Here is a 21,572-nt window from a genome sequence, read left to right on the forward strand (position 1 = left end):
TGCAGGTCAGAGCCGTCATGGATGAAATCTTGGAACGCTGGGCGGCCGAACAGGCAGCCAAAGCCCCTACGATCCCCGCCGAAGATCTCCGCGAACTGGCGGACAGCTTGGGTATCGAACTGGGTGACTGAGCCCACTCAAAGAGGCCCCGCTCTGGATGGCGGGGCCTCTTGACGTCTCTGATGCGATCGCCCCATGCCTGTGGCCTCGGCCCCGTGTGCCGATGCCGGGCGCGGTACCGTAAGGCCATCTCGTCAGGCTGACGTGAAAAGACCCCCAACGTGTGTTCGTCGCTTCGTCGGTCTGAGATCCTGGAGACCGATTGCGAGAGGGGCCGCAGGTATGGAGTGGAAGACCCACGGTGAGCGTCAGATCTACACGAACCCCTGGGTGAACCTGTGTCTGGTTGACGTCCAACAGCCGGACGGACGCAGGTGGGAGTACCACGTTGTTCGCCTCCGGCACCTGGCCGTGGCGGCTGTCGTCAACGACCGCCGGGAAGTTCTGATGATGTGGCGTCACCGCTTCATCACCAACTCCTGGGCCTGGGAGTTGCCCATGGGCCTGGTGGAGGAGGGCGAGACCCCGGAGGAAGCGGCGGCTCGTGAAGTGCTGGAAGAGACGGGATGGCGGCCCGGCCCCATCAAGCCTCTGATCTACGCCGAGCCGGCCAATGGGATCACCGACTCTCAGCACCACGTCTTCCGTGTGAGCGGCGCGACCTACGCCGCGCCTCCCACGGAGAAGAACGAGTCTGACCGCATCGAGTGGATTCCCCTCTCAGAGGTGCGGGGCATGATCGACCGCCGTGAGGTCGTCAGCAGCGGTTCTTTGGTGGGTCTGCTGTACCTGCTCATGGATGAAGGGATCCGCTGACCGGTGGGAGGAGTTCCCGTAGCCTCGCCTCGAACGCCAGGGCTACGGGCTCCTGCCTGTGCGGGGCCAACTGGTCGTAGAACTCCCGCAGATGGCCGCTGACCCGCTCTGAGGCAACCGCCGACGCGGGGACCAGGGCCTGTGTGGCTGTGTGGCACGCCTGGTCGAGCTTCCCTTGGTCCAACTGTGTGCGAGCGAGCCAGAAGGTGTGGAACGCCCGGCCTCGCTGCTTGGTGTGGTCTTCATGTCGCAGCGCGTCTGCGATCAGTGGTTCAGCGGTCGCAGCCTCGCCCAGTGCGCCGTGAGCAATGCCCGTGTCCACGATGAGCTTCGGCTCATCGAAGTAGGTCACCCACGACGGGTCTGGGTCGCTCGTATCGATCTGCTCGAAGTGGTCATGGGCTTCGCCGATCGCCCTGTGGGTCGCGTCCCGGTCGCCGAGAGTGGCATGAGCGAAGGCTTCGCGCATGGACAGCATCGAGAGAACGCGAGGTGTCGTCCCCGGTGACGAGCGGGCCTGGTCCTGGGCGCCGCTCACGAGGGCCAGAGAGTCAACAGGCTTGTCCTGGTAGGTCGCCTGCAAGCTCATGCAGGCAAGCACGTTGGCCATGAACTGCCGGTCATCGATCTCCTTCGCGAGCCTCAGGGCCTCCGTGAAGTACGCGCGAGCCTGGTTGTACTGGCGCGCGTCGAAGTAGGTCCAGCCGGTCAGACGCGCCAGCTCGGCGGCGATCCCGTACAGGTGGTTCTGGATGGATGGCTGCCGGTTCTCCTTCAGGAGTCCGGCCACATAGCGGAGCTGTCCGACGATGGCCGGCCTCAAGGCTTCCCCGCCGTGCTGGTCGTCCCGCCGCCAGTAGTCCTCGATCGAGGACCGGAAGGCTTCGAGAGTGCTCGGGTTGAGACTGGTGCGGGCGGCAAGCGCAAGGATGCTGTCCACGTCCGGGCCCGGGAGTGAAGCGGCCGTCTGCTGCTCCGGCTCCGGTAACTGCGGCGTCTCTCGCTCGGTGACGGCAAGGGCCTGAGGAGTCTCCCAAGGCCGTCGGGCAAGGCCCAGCATGTGTCCTGGGATCCGCAAGCCGTCAGAAATGCGCTCGACCACGTCCATGTGCAGCAACTGACGTCGCCCCGCGATGACTTCGCCAATACGACTCGGGGTCAGGTCGCAGCGTCGGGCGATCATCGACGGGTAGATGCCTGCCCGCGTCTTGACCATCCGGAAGACTCGGGCGAAATCCCGCAGCCGACACGCGTCGATCATCTCGGGATCGGTGAGCAGCCTGGCGGGCAACTCCTGCGGTCGTTCGGCGTCGGGCATTGACACGCTCCCCACTGCGAGGGCTACGCAACGTCGCTGGGTTTCTACTTGCAGCGATGTTACCCAAGTTGGGTAATCAGCCTGACCTTATGGGCAGCTCCCTCGGCTCGCGATGCTCCTTCCATGGCGAGCAACCAGCAGACCAGACCAGGCATCGGTGAACTGGCAAAGGACACTGCCAGTGGGCGAATCGGCGTCGTCATGGGTGAGGTCGGCGCTCGGGTGCAGATAAGGCCCGTGGGCGGCGGCGTTGAGTGGGACGCCCTACCGGACAACGTGGTGGCGCTCACGGCGCGGGAGGAACTGACCGCCCGCCTGGCCATCAAGAACGGCAACAGTCGGGACGGCCTGTGATGCTCGCCCCGCCGGCCTCTGCACGCGCCGCAACGCGGACGCCTATCGCCTTCCGCTGTGAGGTCACCGCCCATGACCTCAGCGGCTCCCGTGAGGTCCTGCTCGCCACCTACCGTGGCCGTTCCCCACGGCTCGCCGCCCGCTGGCTTCGCGCGGAGGCTCACCACCTTGCCCGGCTGCTGGCTCCGAACCCTGCGGCTCTGTCCCTTCGGGACGCTCCACTCACCACCGCAGGGCCGGATGCACCTCGTCCGGATGCTGAGCTTCGTGCCTGGGCCGACAGCGACCACGCGTACGAGCACGCGCTCCGCGCCCTTGCCATGGGCCGTGCGTTCCAGTTCACCGTGACGGACTACGACGCCCGGTACTCCCTCCGGGTGTACCCGCTGCCCACCCGCCGACCTGCGCCCCCGCAAACTCCCGTCCCCGCCCGGTGCTCGTCACACTCCGCGGCGGGGACGGGTCGCCATCGAAGACCCCGAGGGCGGCGCGCGTTCCGATGACTCCCGCCCCCGCGCTTTTCCTGGTTCCCCCCAGTGTGGGGGCGGGTCTGTTCCCCATTCGACCGCTGAAGCACACCCGCCGTCCGACTGCGCGGGGGAAAGGTACGGCCTTGCGGATGGTCAATCGTGTCCGGCGTCGGCTCTCGTACGGTTGGATCGGGCTTCTGGTCTACGCCCTGTGTAGGTGGACGCTCGCTGAGGCGGCTACGGGGGGCTTGAGGTGACCTTCCGATGTGCTGCCAGGGTTGAGCTGGACGACGACGTTCGAGCTCTTGCCGAGCAGATCCCTACGCCCCACTCCTCTGTTGAGTGGACGTCGCACACAGAGCTTCAGTGCCTGGTGGAAGACGTGCCCCACGACTTTCACGCGGCCTTCCTCCGCACGGGCGCGCGTACCGCCCCGGACTCGGACGTCTTTGTGTGCTGGACGGACGACTCTTCGAGCCAGGGCCTGGCGGACCTTGAGTGCTGCATGGCCCGACGCACCGAGCTGGGCACGGGATGCACGATCTTCAAGGGCCACCCCGGGCGGTGTGACTGGGAGTACATCGACCCCGAGTACATGGCCGGTCTCGCGCAGGCCGACCAGCTGGTGAAGGAAATGGGCCTCACCCACGCCCGCGATGCCTTGCGCGACCACCCCTGAACCCCGCTCCCTATCGCGCCCGTCCTGGCACCCCTCACGCCCCTGGGAGGCGGTAGGGAGCGGGTTGCACCACGCAACACCTCTGTTCGACAACGACCAGCGAAAGAGGTAGGCGAGTGACCGTCATCGCAGAAACACCGGTCATCCAATCCGCTCGGAACACTGGCTTCGTATGGCTGGACCTCACCCGGAAGTGCCAGCTCGAATGCGGGCACTGCCACAACGGCTCCGGGCCGGACGGAACGCACGGCACCATGACCGCCGAAGATTGGACGCGCGTCCTGAACGAAGCCGCTGCGGCCGGCATCCCCGGCGTTCAGTTCACCGGCGGTGAGGTCACCATGCACCCCGACGCCCCGCACCTGATCAAGCACGCGCTGACGCTCGGCCTGGCGGTCGAGGTGTACAGCAATCTCGTCCACGTGGACGAGGACTGGTGGAAGCTGTTCCGGGGTGAGGGCGTCACCCTGGCAACCTCGTACTACGGCCCGAAGGACGCGCACAATGAAGTCACCCGGCGCCCCAGTCACGCCCATACACGAGCGAACATCCTGAAGGCGGTGAAGGCCGCGATCCCGATTCGCGTGTCCGTGATCGTCTCCGATCCCGCCGACACGGGGCAGGCCGCCTGTGACGAGCTGAAGGCCCTCGGCGTGAAGACCGTTCGCGTCGACCACGTTCGGCCCTTCGGGCGCGCGGCGGACGGGCAGAAGCCGTGCACGGACGGCTTGTGCGGGCAGTGCGGCGACGGGCGGGCATCCGTCGCTCCGGACGGCAAGGTATCGCCGTGCGTGTTCTCCACCTGGCTCGGCGTGGGGAACGTCAAGGATGCGCCGCTCGGCGCTATCCTCGGCGGCCCCGAGATGGCTCAGGCCAACGCGGTGATCCGGCAGAGCGTGAGCCTGCGCCCCTCCTTCGGATGTGGGCCGGACAGCCCCTGTGGCCCCGACAACCAGCCCGAACCCCAACCCGACAACGGGGAGTGCTCTCCGGGCTTCCCCGGTAGTTCGTGTTCTCCGAGGAACTGAAAGGCACATGGACACTGACCCCGAATTCGCGATCCGTCCTCTCATCCGGGAGCACACGGGCCCGGTCGCCGAGATCCGGCGGACCGCCCACGGCAACAGCTCGGACCTGACGGCCATCGTTGAGTGCGAGAAGGGCCCCTTCTTCATCAAGGCCGTTCGGGATCGTCCCGGCGGCCCGCGTGACTCGCTCATCAGGGAACGGGAGGTCGATGCCGCCCTTGTCCACATCGCGCCCCCCCTGCTGTGGGACGTGGAGGAAGACGGCTGGCTCGTCTTGGGATACGAGGTGGTCGACGGCCGGTCGGCTGACTTCGCCCCCGGCTCACCGGACCTGCCGTTGGTGGTGGACACGGTGGCGCAGATCGGCCGCGTTCCTCTTCCGGCATTCGCCCGAGACTGGAAGGAAGCCCGTTGGGATCGGTTCGCCGCCAGTAGTGAGGAAGCTGAACTGTTCCGGGGTGACTCGCTGCTGCACACCGACATCAACCCGGACAACTTCCTTGTAGGTGGGCATCGAGCCTGGGCCGTGGATTGGGCATGGCCGACCGTCGGCGCCGGATTCATCGACTCTGCGCTTCTGGTCGTCCAGCTCATCGCGGCCGGGCACACTCCGGCGAGTGCAGAGAAGTGGGCCACTCAGTTGCCCGCTTGGCACAAGGCCGCTCCGGGGGCGATCAACGCCTTCGCTGCCGCCAACCTGCGCATGTACCGGGCCGCTGCCGCGCGGAAGCCGGATGAGGACTGGCTGAAGGCCATGGTCGAGGCGTGTCGGGCGTGGGCCGATCACAGAGGGGTCCCTGCGGAGTAGCAACGCAAGACCGGACCACCCCTCAGCCTGGACAGCATCCCGGGTGGTCCGGTCACGGAATCCCAGTTCAGGACCCCGGTGCCGATGGTACCGGGGTGGTCGGCGTGCTCGAATCCGGGTGCGGATGCTACCCCCTCTCCCTGTCGCAGAGTTAGAGAGGTTCACTGTTGCGATCCGGTGGTCTGAACCCCCGTTCTGGCCTGAGCCACCGAAAGCCAGCCACGATGGCGGGTGCGCCGTACGAGCATCCGTCACGTGTGTTTCCAGCAACCCCCCACCCGGCTCAGCCACGCTCCATTGACGTCACAGCGTGCGCCCGGTGCCGGCCGTTGCGGTGGTGGGGCGCCTCGGCCCGGTGGCGTGCTCCTGGTGCCGCTCGTGTCCGGCGGCGGGCTCGGTCGTTGGTGCTGGTGGGTCGGCTTTCCGGCTGCTTCCGCTCCGCTGTCATGGTGCGACGGTCGGCTGTGGGTGACCGTGGTAGCCCCGAGTGCCGCGTCTGCTTCGCCCGGCCGCGCTGGTGCTCGGGGCTGTCGGCTGTCTGCGGGGGTCACCGCGAATTCCGGCAGGGCTGGGCTGCTGGTCGCTGCACCCGATCGTGGGGCCTGGGAGGTCGCTTTCGCTGGTGTCGGCCTGGTGGTGCTGCTGCGGGGCTGCTCGGGTTGCTTCCGGGGCCTGGTCGTCGCGCTTGTTCGGCTTTGCGCGCTGAGTGGCGGAGGCCGCCGTGTAGCGGTGGCGTAGACATGGAGCGGGCGGCGGAAACCGCCGCCAGCGCGCGGCGGCCCGCGTCAGCGGGCCGCCCTTGATCCAGTAAAGAAACTCGTAACAGCTCGGCTGCTGGTCCTACTTGGCCGCTTCTGGTGAACCGTTCCGCCCCTGGCTGCCACGTTCCCGGCGCTCGCGCCCCTGCGGGCCACGCTTGCGCGGATTCATGTCGTTATCTCACGAAGCACACTGATTTGCCTGGTTCGTCTCGCGGTTCGCCGGAAACTATCCACAGGCACGCCATTGCAGACTGATTTTCATGACCATTCGAGATGTCCGCAGCTTGCCGGTAGGAATGTTCATGGGTCCAGGCTTCCCAAGCACCGCACGGGAATTGACCCCTACGCCGTGCTGCCCGCTGCCGGGTGCGTGGCGGCGAAAAGTTGTCCACAGGGAGGGGTGTGCTCAGCGTGTCCGGGTGGCTTCGGCAATGCGCCGGGCGGACGGCATCAACCCGTCAGAAGAGACCAGCATCACGGGGCCTGGATGTCACACCGCAGCGATTTTTTATACGTCCTGTGGGTGGGTGCACACTGCATCCCACGGGTTCGCGGGCCTGCCGCTATCACGCAATTCCGGCCTGTCCAAACCGTGGATCGGTGGTCAGGTGAGGGCATCGCCGGAAGGGCCGGCGCGGGGATGCCGGGCGCAACATAGCCGACGATCGCCGGTTAGCAAAACCGGCCTTTCCGCGGACAGTGGTGGGTGTGCCGGACGGCCCGGCGCGAGCAAGGAGAGGGCGGTGTGCCGTGCGGGTGACGAGTGGCGGGGCCGGGCTTGGGAGTCCGTCAGGCGGGAGGGTCCCAGAGGTCGCGTCCCGGCAGGTGGCGCGTGCTGGCGCTCGTGCCGAACTCGTCGGCCGCGCTGCTACAGGCTGCTGTGAGAGCGGCGGTCACGCCTCGCGGGCTTGTCCGGTGGGGTGTCCGGTTCGCGGGGTGCAATGGCCAAGCCCCGGACAGATGCGGGCGCGGCCCTTCGCGGGCCTTGGGTGTGAAGGCAAGGAGCTACACGGTATGAACGGGGCGGGAATGAACGCGCACGAGACGGCGGAGATTGCGGCTCGGCTGGCCGAACTCGAAGGAAAGTGCGGGCAGTTGGAGGAGCTGGCGCGTCAGATAGCGGAGAACCTGACCGCTACTTCTTCTTGGGCGGCTCGGTGAGGGAGCGCAGTTGCTCGAAGATGCCCAACAGGCTGTCCACTTTGGCGTTGAGGGCGTCGAGACGCTGGGACAGTTCCGCGTATTCGGGCGTGGGCATGCCTTGTTGCCCTTCCGGTTCGCCCTGGCTGGCCTTCGGGCCGGTCTCGGGCGGCAGGGGGTCAATAACGAAGTTGCCCCGTCCGGGCGTGGAGTAGATCAGCCCTTCGTCGCGTAGCACGCGCAGCGCGCTGCGGGCGGTCATGTTCGCGATCTCGTATTGGGCTTCGAGGTCGCGGGAGGACGGAACGCGTTCGCCCGGCTTTATGCGACCGGAGCGGATCTGCTGGCGCAGCTCGTCGGCGACCAGGCGGTACGGCGGAGTGTGGGAATCCCTCGGCAGGCTCATACGCCGAGGGTAGCCCGCCTAGCCCACCCATCGCACTAGAACGGGCGCACGCCGCTGGCCCATGCGCGCTAGCGCGCCTGCTTGCCAGAGTGCGCTAGGTGCTTGACGCGCTAGGCGTACATAGTGCACTGTTGTGACCACGCCGCACCGAGCGGCACTGATCGAAAGGAAGTTCACCCATGGCGTCGCGTATTCGCGTTGGTCAGACGGAGTCCACCCGCTACATGGTCGGCATGCAGGCGGTGGCCAAGTTCACGGATCAGGAGAAGACCACCCTGGCCACCGACCGTGAGACCGGTCAGCCGCTCTACACCGTGACCGTCTTCGTGATGGAGGACGAGCGGGCGGAGGCCATGAAGATCACCGTTCCGAAGGACGGCCTGCCCAACGGCCTGAACGTCGGCATGTTCGTCAAGCCGGTGGACCTGTTCGCCACCCCCTGGGCGCGCATCTTCAACGGCCAGCTCTCGGACGGCGTCGCCTACCGCGCGACCCGCCTCGAACTCGACTCCCCGGCCGCGCCGGTCGCCGACGAGGCCGGGGACCTGGCCGCATGAGCGAACCCACGGCTGAGGAAAAGCACTGGGCGCTGACGGAACTGCTGGTACGCGAGGGATTCGAACCCGTGGAAGCGATGTTCCGCGCGGAACTGCTGCTGGTCGTCTTCGGCCCCTCGGTCCCCTGGAGCGTCCGCGTGGCCAGTGCCTATGCCCGAAGGAAGGCAATCAAGTGACACCAAACGAAGTGATGGGCTACGCCCCGGCTGCGGCCGGGGCCGCCCTGGCCCTGATCACCCTGTGGGCGGTCCTCTGGGTCGTCCGCTACATACGGGCGGACAAGGACACCCGCGTCAGTATCCGGCAGGCCGTGCGGGTCCGCCGGGGCTGGAAGCGGCTCGCGCAGATGGCGGGGCTGTCGGTCACCGACAAAATGCCCACCGCGCTTGCCTCGCTGGCCAACACCGACGGCAAGCCCCCCAAGCCCCGCGTCCTCACCCCCCTCTTGAAGGTGAAGCCGGACCGGTACGGGATCGTCGCGCGGGCGAGGTGCCTGCCGAAGGTCAGCCTGGCGGAGTTCCAGAAGGCCGCCCCCTACCTGGCGGACGCTTGGGGCTGCGAACGGGTCTCCGTCACCCCCGACGGACCGGGCCGCGTCATCATCCGTGGCGTGCGCACGGACCCGCTGCGTCACAAGACACGGCACGTGCCCACGGGAGAGGTGCCGGCCGATCTGCCGACCTGGCATGTCGGGGTGGACGAGTATCACCAGCCGGTCAAGGTGGACCTGTCCAACGTCCCTGGCATCACCGTGGCCGGCCTGCCCGGCTACGGCAAAACCTCCCTGATCAACCGCCTCGTGTGCGACTGGGCGCCCTCTCCCGCGATTCAGTTCGTCACCGTGGACGGCAAGGTCTCCACCGCCCGTGAGGGCGACTACGCCCACCTGTCCAAGCGCATGTTCGCCTTCGCCGGTGACGACCTGGCCGAAGCGAACGCCATCTTCAAGCGGCTGGTGAACCTGCGCTCCGCGCGGTCCACCTCGATTGAGTCCGTGCTCGGCGTGACGAACTTCTGGGACGTCGGCCCCACCGAACAATGGCCGCTGGTCATCGCCATCATCGATGAGGCACACACCTACTTCGCCGATCACCGGGGCTCGGACAAGAAGACCAAGGAACTCGCGGCGCTGGCGGCGGAGAACGCCCGCCTCGTGGGGGACCTGGTGAAGAAGGGCCGCTCCGTCGGCATCGTCGTGATCCTGCTCACGCAGAAGGCCACCGGAGACGCCCTGCCCACCGCCATCCGGGACGTGTGCCCGGTCGGATTGTCCTTCGCGCAGAAGACCGCTGAGGCCGCCGTGGCCGCCCTGGGCGACGACATCCGGAACTGGCCCGACGCCAACCCCACCGACCTGCAAAACCCCGCCTACGTCGGCGTGGCCGCGATGAAGCACAACGAACGCCCCGGCTTCCTGCGGGTGCGCACCCCGTACGTGTCCGCCGCTGACGCCCGCCGCATCGCCGAAGAAACGTCACACCTGACGCGCGACCCGGCTGACCTGCTCATGGATCAGCTTCCCGGCGGCGACGTGCGCCGCGTCCTGCTGATCAAGCGCGACCCCGCCGACGGCACCCCCGAAGCGGCCTGAACCCCCAACACCCGCAAGTCACAAGGCATTTGGAAGGGAGGTGAATCCTATGTCTGAGGACCGGATCACTCAGCGGACCGTAACTGTCGTCATGGGCGTGATCGCCGCGCTGGCGTTCGTCTTCTCCTTCGGCAACGTCTGGGCCCTCGCGTTGCGTCTGGGCGTCCCCGCCCCCATCGCGCCCCTGATCGCTCCCATGGTGGATCTGTCGGTGGTCGGGCTCCTGGTCGCCCTGCGCTACCTCTCCCTGCGCGGCGTCCGGCCGGAGCAGATGAAAGCGGCCACCCGGCTCATGCACGTCTCCGGCCTGCTGACCCTGGCCCTCAACGTCGCCGAACCCCTCGCCGCCCACCACTACGGCCGGGCTGCCGTGGACGCCGTGGCACCCCTGCTCCTGCTCGGATGGGGCGCGGTCGGCCCCCAGCTCCTCCGGGCCTTCCACACCGTCACCGTCCCCGGCACGGACCCCGCCCCGGCCCCGGCCTTGGCCGACGAGCACGAACGGGCCTCGTCCCCGGCCGACGAACCGGCCCCTGTCCCGGTCGCCTCGGCCCCGAGACAGGACCCGGCCCCCGCCGCTCCGGTCGCCGAACCGGCACCCGCCCCGGCCCCGGCCTCGGTGGCTCCTCGCCCGGTCGCACCCGATTCCGCGGTTGCCTCCGCGCCTGCGGTCAAGGTCCCTGAGCCCCTGCTCAACGAGGCCCGATCCATCGCGGACGCCCACCAAGCGGAACACGGCGAGTTGATCACCGTCGCCCAGCTCAAGCGGCGACTCGGCGTCGGCCTCCCCATGGCCACCGCTCTTCACGCGGCCGTCACGGCCTGACCCTCCCCGCCGGCCTTTCCGGCACCCCTCCCGCACCGCTGCCCGCGCCTGGGCTCGGTCCGCCATGCCTGCGGGCAGCACCGCCTTCGCCCGCGACCGCTGCCCGCAGGCCCCCCCTCACACTCCAGGAAGGACACCCCGATGACACGCCTCCTGGACCTGCGCCACGTCATCAGCCCCGCCCTGCGGGACCTGGTGGAACTGGCCAACACCCAAGACTTCGATCGCGTGGTTGAGCAGGTCCGCAACGTTCGCGGATGCTCCCGCCCGGTCAACCTCGTCGGCCACACGGCCACCCTCGACGCCACCACGAAGACCGTGCTGCGCTCGTACACGACCGCTGACGAGCCCACGGGCCGCCTGCTGACCGCCTGCGGCAACCGCCGCGCCTCGCGCTGCCCGTCCTGCTCCCGCGTCTACGCCGCCGACACCTACCACCTGATCAAGGCCGGACTGTCCGGCGGCAAGAACGTCGCCGAAACCGTCCGCAGCCACCCGCGCGCCTTCGTCACCCTCACCGCCCCCTCCTTCGGCCCCGTCCACAACCGCCCCACCACAGGCGCGGGCAAGGTGCTGGACTGCCGCTGCGGCGAACGCCACCACGAGGGCGCCCCGGAACTCGGTACGCCGCTGAACCCGGCCACCTACGACTACGCGGGCGCCGTGCTGTGGAACGCCCACACGGGCGATCTGTGGCGGCGCTTCACCATCTACCTCCGACGTGAACTCGCCGCCCATCTCGGCATGACGCAGAAGGCGCTGAACGCCGCCCTGCGCGTCTCCTTCGCCAAGGTCGCCGAGTACCAGCAGCGCGGCCTGGTCCACTTCCACGCCGTGATCCGCTTCGACGGACCCGACGGGCATACCACCCCGCCCCCGTCCTGGGCCACCTTCGACGCCCTGAGCACCGCCGTGGGCCTGGCGGTCGAGCGGGCCCGGTTCACTGTCGAGTCCGACGCCATCGGCGAACGCGTCATCGCCTGGGGCGGCCGGTTCAAGGTGGACCCCATCACCGCCCTGGGCGACGGCGAACTCACCGACGCCCGCGTTGCCGAGTACACAGACGCCAAGGTCGCCGGATACGTGGCCAAGTACGCCACCAAGAGCGCCGAAGGATCGGGCACCGTAGACCGCACTCTGATATGCCGCCCCTGCACCGGACGAGGCTACACACGCGGCCCCGACGGCTTCCGCGACCTGTGCCACGACTGCGACGGCACCGGACAGGCAGAACCCATCAAAAACCTCAAGGTCCAACGGCACGTACGGCAGATGATACGCACCGCCTGGGCGCTCGGGCACCTACCGGAATTCGCCCACCTCAAGCTCTGGAAATGGGCTCACATGCTCGGCTTCCGGGGCCACTTCTCCACGAAAAGCCGCGCCTACTCCACCACCCTCGGCGCTCTGCGCGACGTACGCCGCGCCTGGCGCCTCGCCCAAGCCCAAGCCGCCCGCGAACGTGCCGGCCTCCCCGCACCCGACGAGAACACCACCCTCGTCACCGACTCCTCCTGGGCCTACCTGGCCTCCGGCTACCGCCCCGGCGAAGAACTCCTCGCCGCCCAGGTACGCCACGAAATCGACCTAGCCGAACGCGCCAAGACGGAGGGATCCCCATGGCTGTGACCGCCCCCGTCATCGTGGACGACCGCCCTCGCCTGGAGGATGAGGACCCCATCATGCGTCGCCTCGACGCCTGGGCTGCACGGCACGCGAAAGCTGCCCCCCGCCTGGGCGAAGAGCAGCTTGAGATCCTGCGTGACCTATTTCAGTGAGACGGGCGGAACACCGGTTCCAACAAGTCAGGGTCGAACTCCGCGCTGCGCGAGCGGCCTTCCGGAATCGGGTGGATGATCACCGCCTGTAGGACCGTGGCCGCCGCTTTGCGCTTCTGCCGCATGTCGAAATCCTTCCACCTCTTCCGGGTGAACCCGGCAAGGAAGTTCTTGGCGGCCTGCTCGGCATAGAAGGCGTCCCGGTCCTTCTGGGACTCGCTGATCTGCTCCTCGATCTTGTCCCGGAACTCCAGATACTCCGCGACGCTCAGCCTGCCATCCTTGTGGAGCTGCTTGTACTCCTCACGCTGGGCCACCAGCGCTTTCAAGGTCTCCTCGCCGTACCACGTACGCTCATCCGGCACTAGAGCGGCGAACTGGGCTTCCAGAATTTTGATCACCAGTTCCTCTATGGCCTTGTCCACGTAGTCGGCGCGTCGGCTGACCTTATTGCAACGTGGGTCACCACACCGGTAACGGTCCTGCTTGTTCGTCCCGCTGGGCGGGTTGCCCTTCATCTTCGCGTAGCAAATGTTGCCCTCGGCGTCCACGTACCCGCAGCGAGCAAGGTTCGTCAGGAAGAACCGCCGCGTAGCCTCGGCCAGTCCCCGGTAGTCCTTTTTGCCCTCCCGCTTGACCTTCTCCCGGTAGCGGGTGCTGGCCGTGTCGCCGTCGAGGTTGAACCACACGGGACAGCGGCTCACCATCTTCAACCACTCTTCCGGCGTAGCAATGGTCTCCCACTTGCCCTTGACCGGTTCGCCGGTCTGGCGGTCGCGTACCAACTCGCCGTTGATCACGCGGTAGCCGCACAACGCCGGGTTCGTCAGCATGTACTGCACTGGCGTAGTCGACCAGCGGTTCCCGCGTACGGTGAGGAAGCCGCTCTTGTCGAGGTACTCCACGATGGTGGACCAGTGCTTGCCCTCAAGGCCCATGTCCAGCGCCTTGCGCAGCATCGGGGACTCCTCGGGGTGCAACTTCTCGTTGACCTTGCGTCCTGTCCTGGCGTCCGCTCCCAGCCAGCCGAACCGGCGCGGCCCGATCGGGGCTCCCTCTAGCGCCTGGTCGCGAACGTTGCGCTTGACCCGGCGCTTGACCTTGGCCACTTCGCGCTCACCCATGGCGGAGGTGAGCAGACCCCGGATCATCTCGGCATCGCTGTGAACGTCGAGGATGGTCTTCGTGTCGGTCACGGCGTACAGGCCGCGATTGTCCACGGTGAGTGCGCGGTGCAACTTCAGGTAGTCCTCGGGGAGACGTACCACCCGCTCTTCCTCGACTACGAACACGCCGTGAACGGGGAAGCCTTCCTCCACCCGGCGGGCGCGGAGATCTCGCACCAGTCGCAGGAATGCCGGCCGTTCGATGTCCGGGTCGGCCGCGGTGATGTGGTTGTCCGTGTATCGATAGACGATGGCGCACCCGTGCTGCTCGGCGAACTCGTCGCAGTTCCGGTGCTGGCGTCCCACGCCGACTTCGTTCCGCTTGTCCAGCGTGATGCGGGCGTATGAGCAGCAGGGACGCCGGTCCCCAAGCCACTCCTCGAAGGTTCGTCCATCGGCAAGTGCCCGTTGTAGGTCCGGGTGCAACTGCCACTTGGAAGACGCTTTGGCCACTGCTAGCCTTCCCTCCCCAGGTCAAGTGTCTGGCCAAAGGTACACCGTCAGCTACATGGTCCCGTTCGTCGCCGCGGGCGGTCTCCTCATCGCCCTGGGCTTTGCCATCGGCGGCTACAAGGTCAAGAGCGCGCCGTCGGTCATGGACCACTTCATATGGACCCAGGCGGACAGCTGGGGCGCGCTGCTCTTCCAGATCGGCGGCGTGGCCTTCGGCTTCCTGGTCCCGGTCCTGGCCGGCTACATCGCCTACGGCATGGCGGACCGGCCGGGCCTGGTCCCCGGCTTCGTCGGCGGCATGATCGCCTCCACCATCAACGCCGGTTTCCTGGGCGGCCTGGCGGCGGGACTGATCGCCGGCTGTGTGGTGACGGCGATCCAGAAGGCCGGCGTCCCGGCGGCGTTGCGCGGCATCATGCCGGTGGTGGTGATCCCGCTGATCTCCACGGCGATCGTCGGGTTCCTGATGTTCGTCGTGATCGGCAAGCCCATCGCGACGGCCCAGAAGGGACTCACGGACTGGCTGAGCGGCCTCACCGGCACCAACGCCGTCCTGCTCGGCGCCCTGCTCGGCCTGATGATGTGCTTCGACCTGGGCGGCCCGGTCAACAAGGTCGCCTACACCTTCGCCACCGCCGGCATCGCCGTCGCCAATCCCAGCGACTCCGCCATGAAGATCATGGCCGCGGTGATGGCGGCCGGCATGGTGCCGCCGCTGGCCATGGCCCTGGCCACCACCGTGCGCGGCAAGCTGTTCACGCAGACCGAGCGCGAGAACGGCAAGGCCGCCTGGGTCCTGGGCGCGTCCTTCATCTCCGAGGGCGCGATCCCGTTCGCGGCGGCCGACCCGCTGCGGGTCATCCCGTCCGCCATGGCGGGCGGCGCGCTCACCGGCGTCCTGTCGATGGCCTTCGGTGCCACCCTGCGCGCCCCGCACGGCGGCATCTTCGTGGTCCCGCTCATCGGCAACCCGTTCCTCTACCTGGTGGCCGTCGCGGCCGGCGTCTGTGTCACCACGGCCCTGGTGGTTCTCCTCAAGGGGATGCGCAAGCAGACCCCCGAACCGACGGCCGCCGGCCCCGCCGCGAACCCGGCCACCGCGGGCGCCGCCCCGGACGGGACCAGGCAGCCGATATCGGCCTGACCGGCCCGCCCCGGCCGGCGTCTTATCCCTTTAGTTCGCTGTGAGTTGTTCACGGCACCTGCGAGATACATCACGGTCCGGGACCAAAGTCCCGGACCGTGGTGTGTACTGGGGTGTATGCTTGAGCACGCCCCGACTCTCCAGCTGATCGGCGTGGCCGTCCTCGCGGCGGCGGCCGTCGCGTGGACCGTCGTCCTTCTGCGTCTGCTCCGCCGCCCCGGTCTCCGGACCGTCGTCCGGCGCCCCGCAAGACAGCTTCCGGCCCTGCCGCGGCAGAACCGGGTCGGGCCTGCGCAGGAGTCCGTCGAGCTGACTCCCGCGGAACAGGACGCGTTCGCGGGCCTGATACGCCGACTCGCCAACGGCTGAGTCCGCCGGGCCCGCCTAGTCCGGCGGCTCCGCCGAGTCCGGTGACTCCGCCTTGTCTACCCTTGCCGCGCCGCGCGCCGCTCCATCGCGTCCCGGGCGGCGTCCTCCGACATGTACACCTCGCACATGTGCCGCCCGTCGGGCGTGGCCGTGTGCTCGACCTCCCACAGGGAGATCTCGGCGCCGTCCGGCAGCAGGAAGGCGTGCTCGTACAGCGCGTAGCTCAGCCCCAGCCGGCCGGCCCGTCCGGGTCGGCCGAACGCCTGGGTGATCTCGTGCGCGGTCGACGTCGCCAGCAGCGCCGCCGTCTCCGCGCCGGGCCGGTCGGAGTTCTCCGCGCGGCGCAGCAGCCGACGTGCGTGGTCCGCCGAGTCGTCGGAGGCGAACACGTGCCTGGGCTCGGGGATCGCCCACAGGCGCATCAGCGCCGGCAGCTCGAAGTCGCTCGTGTCCGGCGGAACCCCGAGCCGCGCCGTGGCGGCCTGCAGCTCCTCCTCGTCGACGTACACCTCGTGCTCCGGGGCGCTGCCGGGCGTGGGGTTGTGCACCAGCTCCCACAGCGTGACGGCCGAGCCGTCGGCGAGCAGCCAGGTGTGCCGGTACGTCTCACGGTGCAGCCCCGCGCTGTGGTACGCGGAGTGCAGCGAACTGTCCTGCGCCAGCGCGCAGTCGAGCCGCCGTATCACTTCGTCGGGCAGCTCGAAGGAGTTCAGGGCACGGCCGAGGAGTCGCGCGAGATGCTCCTCCGGAGACTCGGGCGACTCGGCTGGTTCGTACGCTGCGGTCTCGTACGGAACGCTCAAGGCATCTCCCGGCGTTGCTGCATGTCACCTTGTGGGTGCATACCGTAGCCCCTCGGTCGGACATCATGTCCGGGAACCGAGAAAACGTACGCCGGGAAAACGCGCGGGCCACGCGAAAAGTTCCCGCGTGACCCGCCGTCCTGTCAAAACCCGTCGCTCAGGAAGCACTTCCCGCGGTCCAGGCGCTCCATGCCATGTTCCACCCGTTGAGCCCGTTGTCGGGAGCGACCGTCGTGTCGGGGGAGTGCTTCACGATCACGACGTCCCCGATGAGCGAGTTGTCGTAGAACCACTTGGCCGACGTGTCGCCCTGCGCGCCCTGCACGTCGGCGAGGCCGACGCAGCCGTGGCTTGTGCCCTGCCGCCCGAACGGCGGGTTGCCCTTGTTGTACCAGTAGTTGCCGTGGAGGAACGTCCCCGACGACGTCAGGCGCATCGCGTGCGGCACGTCCGGGATGTCGTACTCCCCGCCGAAGCCGACCGTCGAGCCGTTCATACGGGTCTGCACGAACTTCTCGGAGATCACCATCTGCCCGTTGTACGTCGTGTGCTCCGGGCTGCCCGCCGAGATCGGCACCGTCTTGAAGGTCTTGCCGTCCCGCACGACCGTCATGGTCTGCGTGTTGACGTCGACCGTGGAGACCTGCGACCGCCCGACGGTGAAGGAGACGGTCTTCTTCTGCGCCCCGTAGACGCCCTTCGCGCCCTCGACTCCGTCCAGGTCGATGTTCATCGTGACCTTGGAGCCGGCCTTCCAGTACTCCTGCGGCCGGAAGTCCAGGCGCCGGTCCCCGAACCAGTGGCCGACCACCTGCTGGCCGCTGCTGGAGTTGACCGTGATGTGCGACTGGACGGCCTTCTTGTCGCTGATCGACTTGTCGAAGGTGAAGGACACCGGCATGCCCACCCCGACCGTCGCGCCGTTGTCCGGCGTGTAGGTGCCGATGAAGCTGTTGCCCGAGGTGACGGTGGTGAAGATGGAGTTGGCCGCCGCCGTGCGCCCGTCGGAGTCCTTCGCGGTCGCGTTTATCTCGTACTTCGTCCCGCGCTCCAGCTGCTGCTTCGGCTTCCAGACCCTGCCGTCCGCCGATATCGCCCCGGGCACCTCCTGCCCCGACCCCGCCAGGCTCATCTTCACCGCGGTCAGCTTGCCGTCGCTGACCTTCACTCCGGTGGCGTTGATGGAGGCTCCGGTGGAGCCGTCCTTGGCCGAGATCGCGATCTTCGCGGTCGACGTCTTCGGGGAGTCCTTGCCGCCCTTGCCGTCGTCGTTCGTCGCGTTGGCGCTGCCGCCGCAGGCGGTCAGGGTGAGGGCGCCGACCATCAGGGCGGCACAGGCCCCGAGTGCGCGCCGCGCTGTAATGTCCGGCGTTGTCACGGGCTGCTCCAGGTTCATGTGATGTGCGTGATCCGTTCCAGTGCGTCAAGAAAGAGGGCTCGGGCACCGGGGAAGGTTCCCTCCGACGCCCGAGAACGCGATCACGTGACAGAACCGCGACATTCCCACCTGCGGGGCCCGCCCCTGCGGCCCCTCCGCCCGAGCGGTCCGAACGGAGTGTCGCCGCCCCGCCCTTGGCCGCCGTGACGGCGAGCGCCGGCGCCCACCGCCCCGCCCCGCCCCGCCAAGCCCACACTCACACTCACACTCACCCGCACCCGCAGCCGCAGCCGCACCCGCGGCCGACCTCTACCCCTTCCCGTACAACTCCCCGTACGACGGCCACACCCCGCCCGGCCCGTCGACCGACTCGGCGGCGCGCACGGCCCGTACGATCGCGCGCGTCACGAGATCGGCGCCGGCGGCCAGGATGTCGTTGAGCGCCAAGGGGTGCGTGTCCAGCGAGCGCGTGCAGGTCGCCAGCGCGAACACCGTGTCCCCGTCGTGCAGGAGGTGGACCGGGCGCACGGCGCGGGCGATCCCGTCGTGCGCCGTGCCCGCCAGCTTCTGCGCCTGTGCCTTGGAGAGGTCCGCGTCCGTCGCTACCACCGCCAGTGTCGTGTTGAGCGGCGGCGGCGCGTTCCTGGAGCCGGCCTCGTCGAGGCGCCGGCGCGCGGCCTCGTGCACGCGCTCCTCCGGGTACTCCATCCGCCCCTGGAACAACTCCCCGTACAGCGCCCCCGTCTCGGGATCCATCGCCGCCCCCGCGGCGTTCGCGACCACCAGCGCCGCCACGGTGATCCCCGAGTCGAGCACCGTGCTCGCGGTGCCCACCCCGCCCTTGAGCCGCCCGGCGACCGCGCCGGTGCCGGCCCCCACGCACCCCTGCGCCACCCGCGCGCCCGACGGCCGCACCGAGGCGGCCTCCACCGCCGAGCGCCCCAGCGCCGCGTCCGGACGTGCCCGGAAGTCTCCGCCGCGCCCCAGGTCGAAGACGCACGCGGCGGGTACCACCGGTACGACGTGCGCCGGGTCGGTCCCCACCCGGACGCCCCGCCGCCGCTCCTCCAGCCAGGCCATCACCCCGGACGCGGCGTCGAGCCCGTACGCGCTGCCGCCGGTCAGTACGACCGCGTCGACCTTCTGCACCACATTGCGTGGGTCGAGCGCGTCGGTCTCCTTGGTGCCGGGGCCGCCGCCGCGTACGTCCACGGCGGCGACGGCGCCGCCCTCGGGCGCGAGGACGACCGTGGTGCCGGTGAGCCAGCCGTCGCCGGTGCGAGTGGCGTGCCCCACCCGCAGCCCGGCGACATCCGTCAATGCGTCAGCTGTCATGGACGCCAGTGTGGCCCAGTGGGCGCGCTTCCCCCGAAGGTCTCAGCCGGCCGCCGCGGTGGCGTCGGCCGCGCGCTCCCGGCGGGCCGTACGCGCCGCCAAGGTCACCCCGATCGCCACCGCGGCGGCGGACACGAGCCCGGCCGCGAACACGGCCCAGTCGCCGAGGAAGCTGCAGCAGATCACCAGCAGAGCCGTGACGGGGAGCACCAGCTGCTGGGCGACGCCCACTTTGAAATGGCGGGCGTGCAGCGCCCACACGGTCAGCAGGTACAGCGCCGTCGGCAGAGTGACGGCGGCCGAGGCGGACAGGGTGGAGATGTGCGCCTTGCCGACCGCCTGTTCCACGGCCACCTCCAGGCCCGCGCCGATCGCCGCCGCCGAGGCGAAGACCAGGTAGTGGCCGTAGCCCCAGACGAACGCCCGCGCGCTGGAGCGCAGGTGACCGTGGATGGGCACCACGAAGTAGATCCACCACGCGGAGAAGACGATCAGCAGCCCGCCCGCCGCGATGGGCAGCAGCTCCGCCAGCGCGTTGTGCTCGTCCGCGGCCGACTTCACCGCGACCGTGGCCGCGGCGATCGTCTCGCCGAGCACGATGATCGTGAACAGGCCGTACCGCTCGGCGATGTGGTGCGGGTGCCAGGCGGTCCCGTGGTCCTTCTCGGCGTAGAGCGGCACGCACAGTTCGGCGATCGCCATCACGAGGAACACCCAGGGCCGTGCCGGTTCGGGCAGGACCACCAGCCCGAGCCAGCCCACCTGGCAGAGCAGCACGCCGACCGCGTAGCGCCGGGCCATGGTCCGCTCCGCGCCCCGGGCCGATCTCGCGGCTCTCAGCCACTGCGCCGCCATCGCCAGCCGCATGATCACATAGCCGAGCCAGACCAGCAGGAAGTCGTGTTGCGTGGCGGCCCGGGAGAGGCCGGCGGCCAGCACCAGAACGCCGGCGATCTGCACCAGGGTGACGACCCGGTAGAGCGCGTCGTCGTTGTCGTACGCCGAGGCGAACCAGCTGAAGTTCATCCAGGCCCACCAGATGGCGAAGAACGCCATCGCGTAGTTGAGGATGCCCTCGCCCACGTGCCCCTCCGCGACGGCGTGCACCAGTTGCACGCCCGCCTGCGCGACCGCCACGACGAAGCACAGGTCGAAGAAGAGCTCCAGGGAGGACGCGACGCGGTGCGTCTCGTCGCGCCCGCGCGCGGTGAGGCGTCGCAGGGGGCCGGAAGGCTGTGGTGCGCCCGGGGAAGCGGGCGCCGGAGCGGAACTCGACGTCATGGGTCCCAGCACAGCAGAAAACCGCCGCAAAATCTTGTGAGTGGATTCACAAGGGGGGAGGGGATCAACGCCCTGCGAAATCCGCAGGTCAGCCGGGGCTTCCTCCGTTCGGGCGGAGGAGCGCGGGGCACGCCGCGCGACGACCGGACGGCGTGGGACGACCGGACGCTGTGCGACGGCCGGACGGCGTGCGACGGTCGCACGCCGGGGGACGACCGGATGCCGTGTGGCGGCCGGTGCGACGGGCGAGCGCCCGGCCGGGCCGCTCCAGTGGGAGCCGTACCCTGGTGGCATGAGCACCGCCCCCGCACCCGAGCCGCGCGACCCGAAGCCCGCGCTGGTCTTCGACGACCCGCTGGACCAGCAGTCCTCGGACGACACCGATCGCGGCTGGGGCGAGCGCTCGGACCGCGACAGCGCCGCGGACCTGAAGCGCTTCCTCGACGAGAAGCCGCCCCACCACCTCTGAGCCGCCCGCGACAGCGCCGCTAGCGCTTGTCGAGTCCGGGTCCGGACCCGGGTCCGGAGCCGCGCTGCGCGACCAACGCGTCGCGGATCTCCTTGAGCACCTCCAGCTCGCTCACTTCCATGACTTCCTTGGTGCTCTCCTGCGCTTCCTTCCGGGCCGCCTGCCGGGCCAGGTACTTCGACATCGGCAGGACCATCAGGAAGTACACCACCGCCGCGGTGATCACGAAGGTGAGCGTGGCGCCCAGGACGGAGCCCCACAGGATCGGCACGCCGCTCTTGACCGTGCCGTCCGAGGCCACCTCGCACGGGTCCTTCAGGCAGGAGCTGTAGTTGTCGAGGTTCTGCGTGCCGATCGCCCCGACCAGCGGGTTGATGATCCCCTTCACCACCGAGTTGACGATGTTGGTGAAGGCCGCGCCGATGACTACCGCGACCGCAAGATCGATGACGTTGCCGCGCATCAGGAAGGCCTTGAAGCCCTGCCAGACGCTCGGGTCCTTCTTCGCGCTCACCTCGGGAACTCTCCTCGCATGCACAGGGTGTGGAACGAAACGCTCCGCAACCTACGGCACGGTGCGGC

The 21,572-nt window shown here is 68.7% G+C and carries 21 protein-coding genes and 1 pseudogene; 14 read left to right on the forward strand and 8 right to left on the reverse strand.

The genetic code is table 11. The features are described from left to right. Positions 1-342 precede the first annotated feature (342 nt). Complete coding sequence (locus ACF073_RS16725; protein ID WP_392070550.1) at positions 343-876, forward strand: NUDIX hydrolase; 534 nt, start codon at positions 343-345, stop codon at positions 874-876. On the opposite strand, the gene ACF073_RS16730 is transcribed toward ACF073_RS16725, so the two are convergent. Then, the gene (locus ACF073_RS16730) at positions 854-2,194 is read right to left on the reverse strand and encodes a helix-turn-helix domain-containing protein (RefSeq protein WP_392070552.1); all 1,341 of its coding nucleotides are present in this window, start codon (positions 2,192-2,194) and stop codon (positions 854-856) included. The two genes, ACF073_RS16725 and ACF073_RS16730, sit on opposite strands and share 23 nt — an antisense overlap. A gap of 123 nt (positions 2,195-2,317) precedes the next feature. Between ACF073_RS16730 and ACF073_RS16735 the strand changes: the two genes are divergently transcribed. The 4 genes from ACF073_RS16735 (at position 2,318) to ACF073_RS16750 (ending at position 5,533) form a co-directional block, all read left to right on the forward strand. Then, a complete protein-coding gene (locus ACF073_RS16735; protein WP_069779925.1) occupies positions 2,318-2,548 on the forward strand; it encodes a hypothetical protein in 231 nt (76 codons plus the stop codon). Positions 2,549-3,523: 975 nt separating this feature from the next. Then, positions 3,524-3,697, forward strand: a complete 174-nt coding sequence (locus tag ACF073_RS16740; RefSeq protein WP_392070554.1) for a hypothetical protein — start codon at positions 3,524-3,526, stop codon at positions 3,695-3,697. 116 nt (positions 3,698-3,813) lie between these two features. Next, positions 3,814-4,725 (forward strand): radical SAM/SPASM domain-containing protein, encoded by a 912-nt coding sequence (locus tag ACF073_RS16745; RefSeq protein ID WP_392070556.1) that lies wholly within the window; start codon positions 3,814-3,816, stop codon positions 4,723-4,725. A 7-nt stretch (positions 4,726-4,732) separates the two neighbouring features. Then, positions 4,733-5,533: a protein kinase gene (locus ACF073_RS16750; RefSeq protein WP_392070557.1), complete on the forward strand. Its 801-nt coding sequence runs from the start codon at positions 4,733-4,735 to the stop codon at positions 5,531-5,533. 1,896 nt (positions 5,534-7,429) lie between these two features. On the opposite strand, the gene ACF073_RS16755 is transcribed toward ACF073_RS16750, so the two are convergent. Continuing rightward, the gene (locus ACF073_RS16755; protein ID WP_392070559.1) at positions 7,430-7,840 is read right to left on the reverse strand and encodes a GntR family transcriptional regulator; all 411 of its coding nucleotides are present in this window, start codon (positions 7,838-7,840) and stop codon (positions 7,430-7,432) included. A 179-nt stretch (positions 7,841-8,019) separates the two neighbouring features. Here ACF073_RS16755 and ACF073_RS16760 point away from each other — a divergent pair, with 179 nt between their 5' ends. From ACF073_RS16760 to ACF073_RS16785, 6 genes are all read left to right on the forward strand, one after another. Beyond that, positions 8,020-8,397, forward strand: coding sequence for a hypothetical protein (locus tag ACF073_RS16760; RefSeq protein WP_392070561.1), 378 nt, complete (start codon positions 8,020-8,022; stop codon positions 8,395-8,397). After that, entirely contained in the window at positions 8,394-8,573 is a 180-nt protein-coding gene (locus tag ACF073_RS16765; RefSeq protein WP_392070563.1) for a hypothetical protein, read from the forward strand. The genes ACF073_RS16760 and ACF073_RS16765 overlap by 4 nt, the downstream gene beginning before the upstream one ends. Continuing rightward, positions 8,570-9,988, forward strand: a complete 1,419-nt coding sequence (locus ACF073_RS16770) for a cell division protein FtsK (RefSeq protein ID WP_392070565.1) — start codon at positions 8,570-8,572, stop codon at positions 9,986-9,988. Before ACF073_RS16765 ends, ACF073_RS16770 begins: the two co-directional genes overlap by 4 nt. A 49-nt stretch (positions 9,989-10,037) precedes the next feature. Next, complete coding sequence (locus tag ACF073_RS16775; protein WP_392070566.1) at positions 10,038-10,814, forward strand: DUF2637 domain-containing protein; 777 nt, start codon at positions 10,038-10,040, stop codon at positions 10,812-10,814. Between the two features lie 141 nt (positions 10,815-10,955). Continuing rightward, a complete protein-coding gene (locus ACF073_RS16780; protein WP_392070568.1) occupies positions 10,956-12,443 on the forward strand; it encodes a replication initiator in 1,488 nt (495 codons plus the stop codon). Beyond that, on the forward strand, positions 12,434-12,592 hold the full coding sequence (locus tag ACF073_RS16785) for a hypothetical protein (RefSeq protein ID WP_392070570.1): 159 nt from the start codon (positions 12,434-12,436) through the stop codon (positions 12,590-12,592). Before ACF073_RS16780 ends, ACF073_RS16785 begins: the two co-directional genes overlap by 10 nt. Here the strand turns inward: ACF073_RS16785 and ACF073_RS16790 are convergent. After that, on the reverse strand, positions 12,586-14,211 hold the full coding sequence (locus ACF073_RS16790; protein WP_392070571.1) for a recombinase family protein: 1,626 nt from the start codon (positions 14,209-14,211) through the stop codon (positions 12,586-12,588). The two genes, ACF073_RS16785 and ACF073_RS16790, sit on opposite strands and share 7 nt — an antisense overlap. A gap of 46 nt (positions 14,212-14,257) precedes the next feature. On the opposite strand from ACF073_RS16790, the pseudogene ACF073_RS16795 reads away from it, so the two are divergent. Beyond that, positions 14,258-15,355, forward strand: a pseudogene (locus ACF073_RS16795) (PTS fructose transporter subunit IIC); the annotation flags it as partial. Positions 15,356-15,472: 117 nt separating this feature from the next. Beyond that, a complete protein-coding gene (locus ACF073_RS16800; RefSeq protein ID WP_392070573.1) occupies positions 15,473-15,724 on the forward strand; it encodes a hypothetical protein in 252 nt (83 codons plus the stop codon). Between the two features lie 56 nt (positions 15,725-15,780). Here ACF073_RS16800 and ACF073_RS16805 read toward each other — a convergent pair whose 3' ends face one another. The 4 genes from ACF073_RS16805 to ACF073_RS16820 form a co-directional block, all read right to left on the reverse strand. Further along, complete coding sequence (locus tag ACF073_RS16805; RefSeq protein ID WP_392070575.1) at positions 15,781-16,527, reverse strand: DUF6227 family protein; 747 nt, start codon at positions 16,525-16,527, stop codon at positions 15,781-15,783. 157 nt (positions 16,528-16,684) lie between these two features. Further along, positions 16,685-17,905: an Ig-like domain-containing protein gene (locus tag ACF073_RS16810; RefSeq protein WP_392070577.1), complete on the reverse strand. Its 1,221-nt coding sequence runs from the start codon at positions 17,903-17,905 to the stop codon at positions 16,685-16,687. A gap of 309 nt (positions 17,906-18,214) precedes the next feature. Further along, on the reverse strand, positions 18,215-19,240 hold the full coding sequence (locus tag ACF073_RS16815; protein ID WP_392070579.1) for a P1 family peptidase: 1,026 nt from the start codon (positions 19,238-19,240) through the stop codon (positions 18,215-18,217). 42 nt (positions 19,241-19,282) lie between these two features. Next, complete coding sequence (locus tag ACF073_RS16820) at positions 19,283-20,521, reverse strand: low temperature requirement protein A (protein WP_392070580.1); 1,239 nt, start codon at positions 20,519-20,521, stop codon at positions 19,283-19,285. 292 nt (positions 20,522-20,813) lie between these two features. On the opposite strand from ACF073_RS16820, the gene ACF073_RS16825 reads away from it, so the two are divergent. Further along, positions 20,814-20,990: a hypothetical protein gene (locus ACF073_RS16825; RefSeq protein WP_392070582.1), complete on the forward strand. Its 177-nt coding sequence runs from the start codon at positions 20,814-20,816 to the stop codon at positions 20,988-20,990. Between the two features lie 19 nt (positions 20,991-21,009). On the opposite strand, the gene mscL is transcribed toward ACF073_RS16825, so the two are convergent. Further along, positions 21,010-21,504 (reverse strand): large conductance mechanosensitive channel protein MscL, encoded by a 495-nt coding sequence (gene mscL, locus ACF073_RS16830; RefSeq protein ID WP_392070583.1) that lies wholly within the window; start codon positions 21,502-21,504, stop codon positions 21,010-21,012. Between the last annotated feature and the right edge of the window lie 68 nt (positions 21,505-21,572).

This window comes from Streptomyces sp. NPDC015171 (assembly GCF_043079545.1).
Classification (GTDB): domain Bacteria; phylum Actinomycetota; class Actinomycetes; order Streptomycetales; family Streptomycetaceae; genus Streptomyces.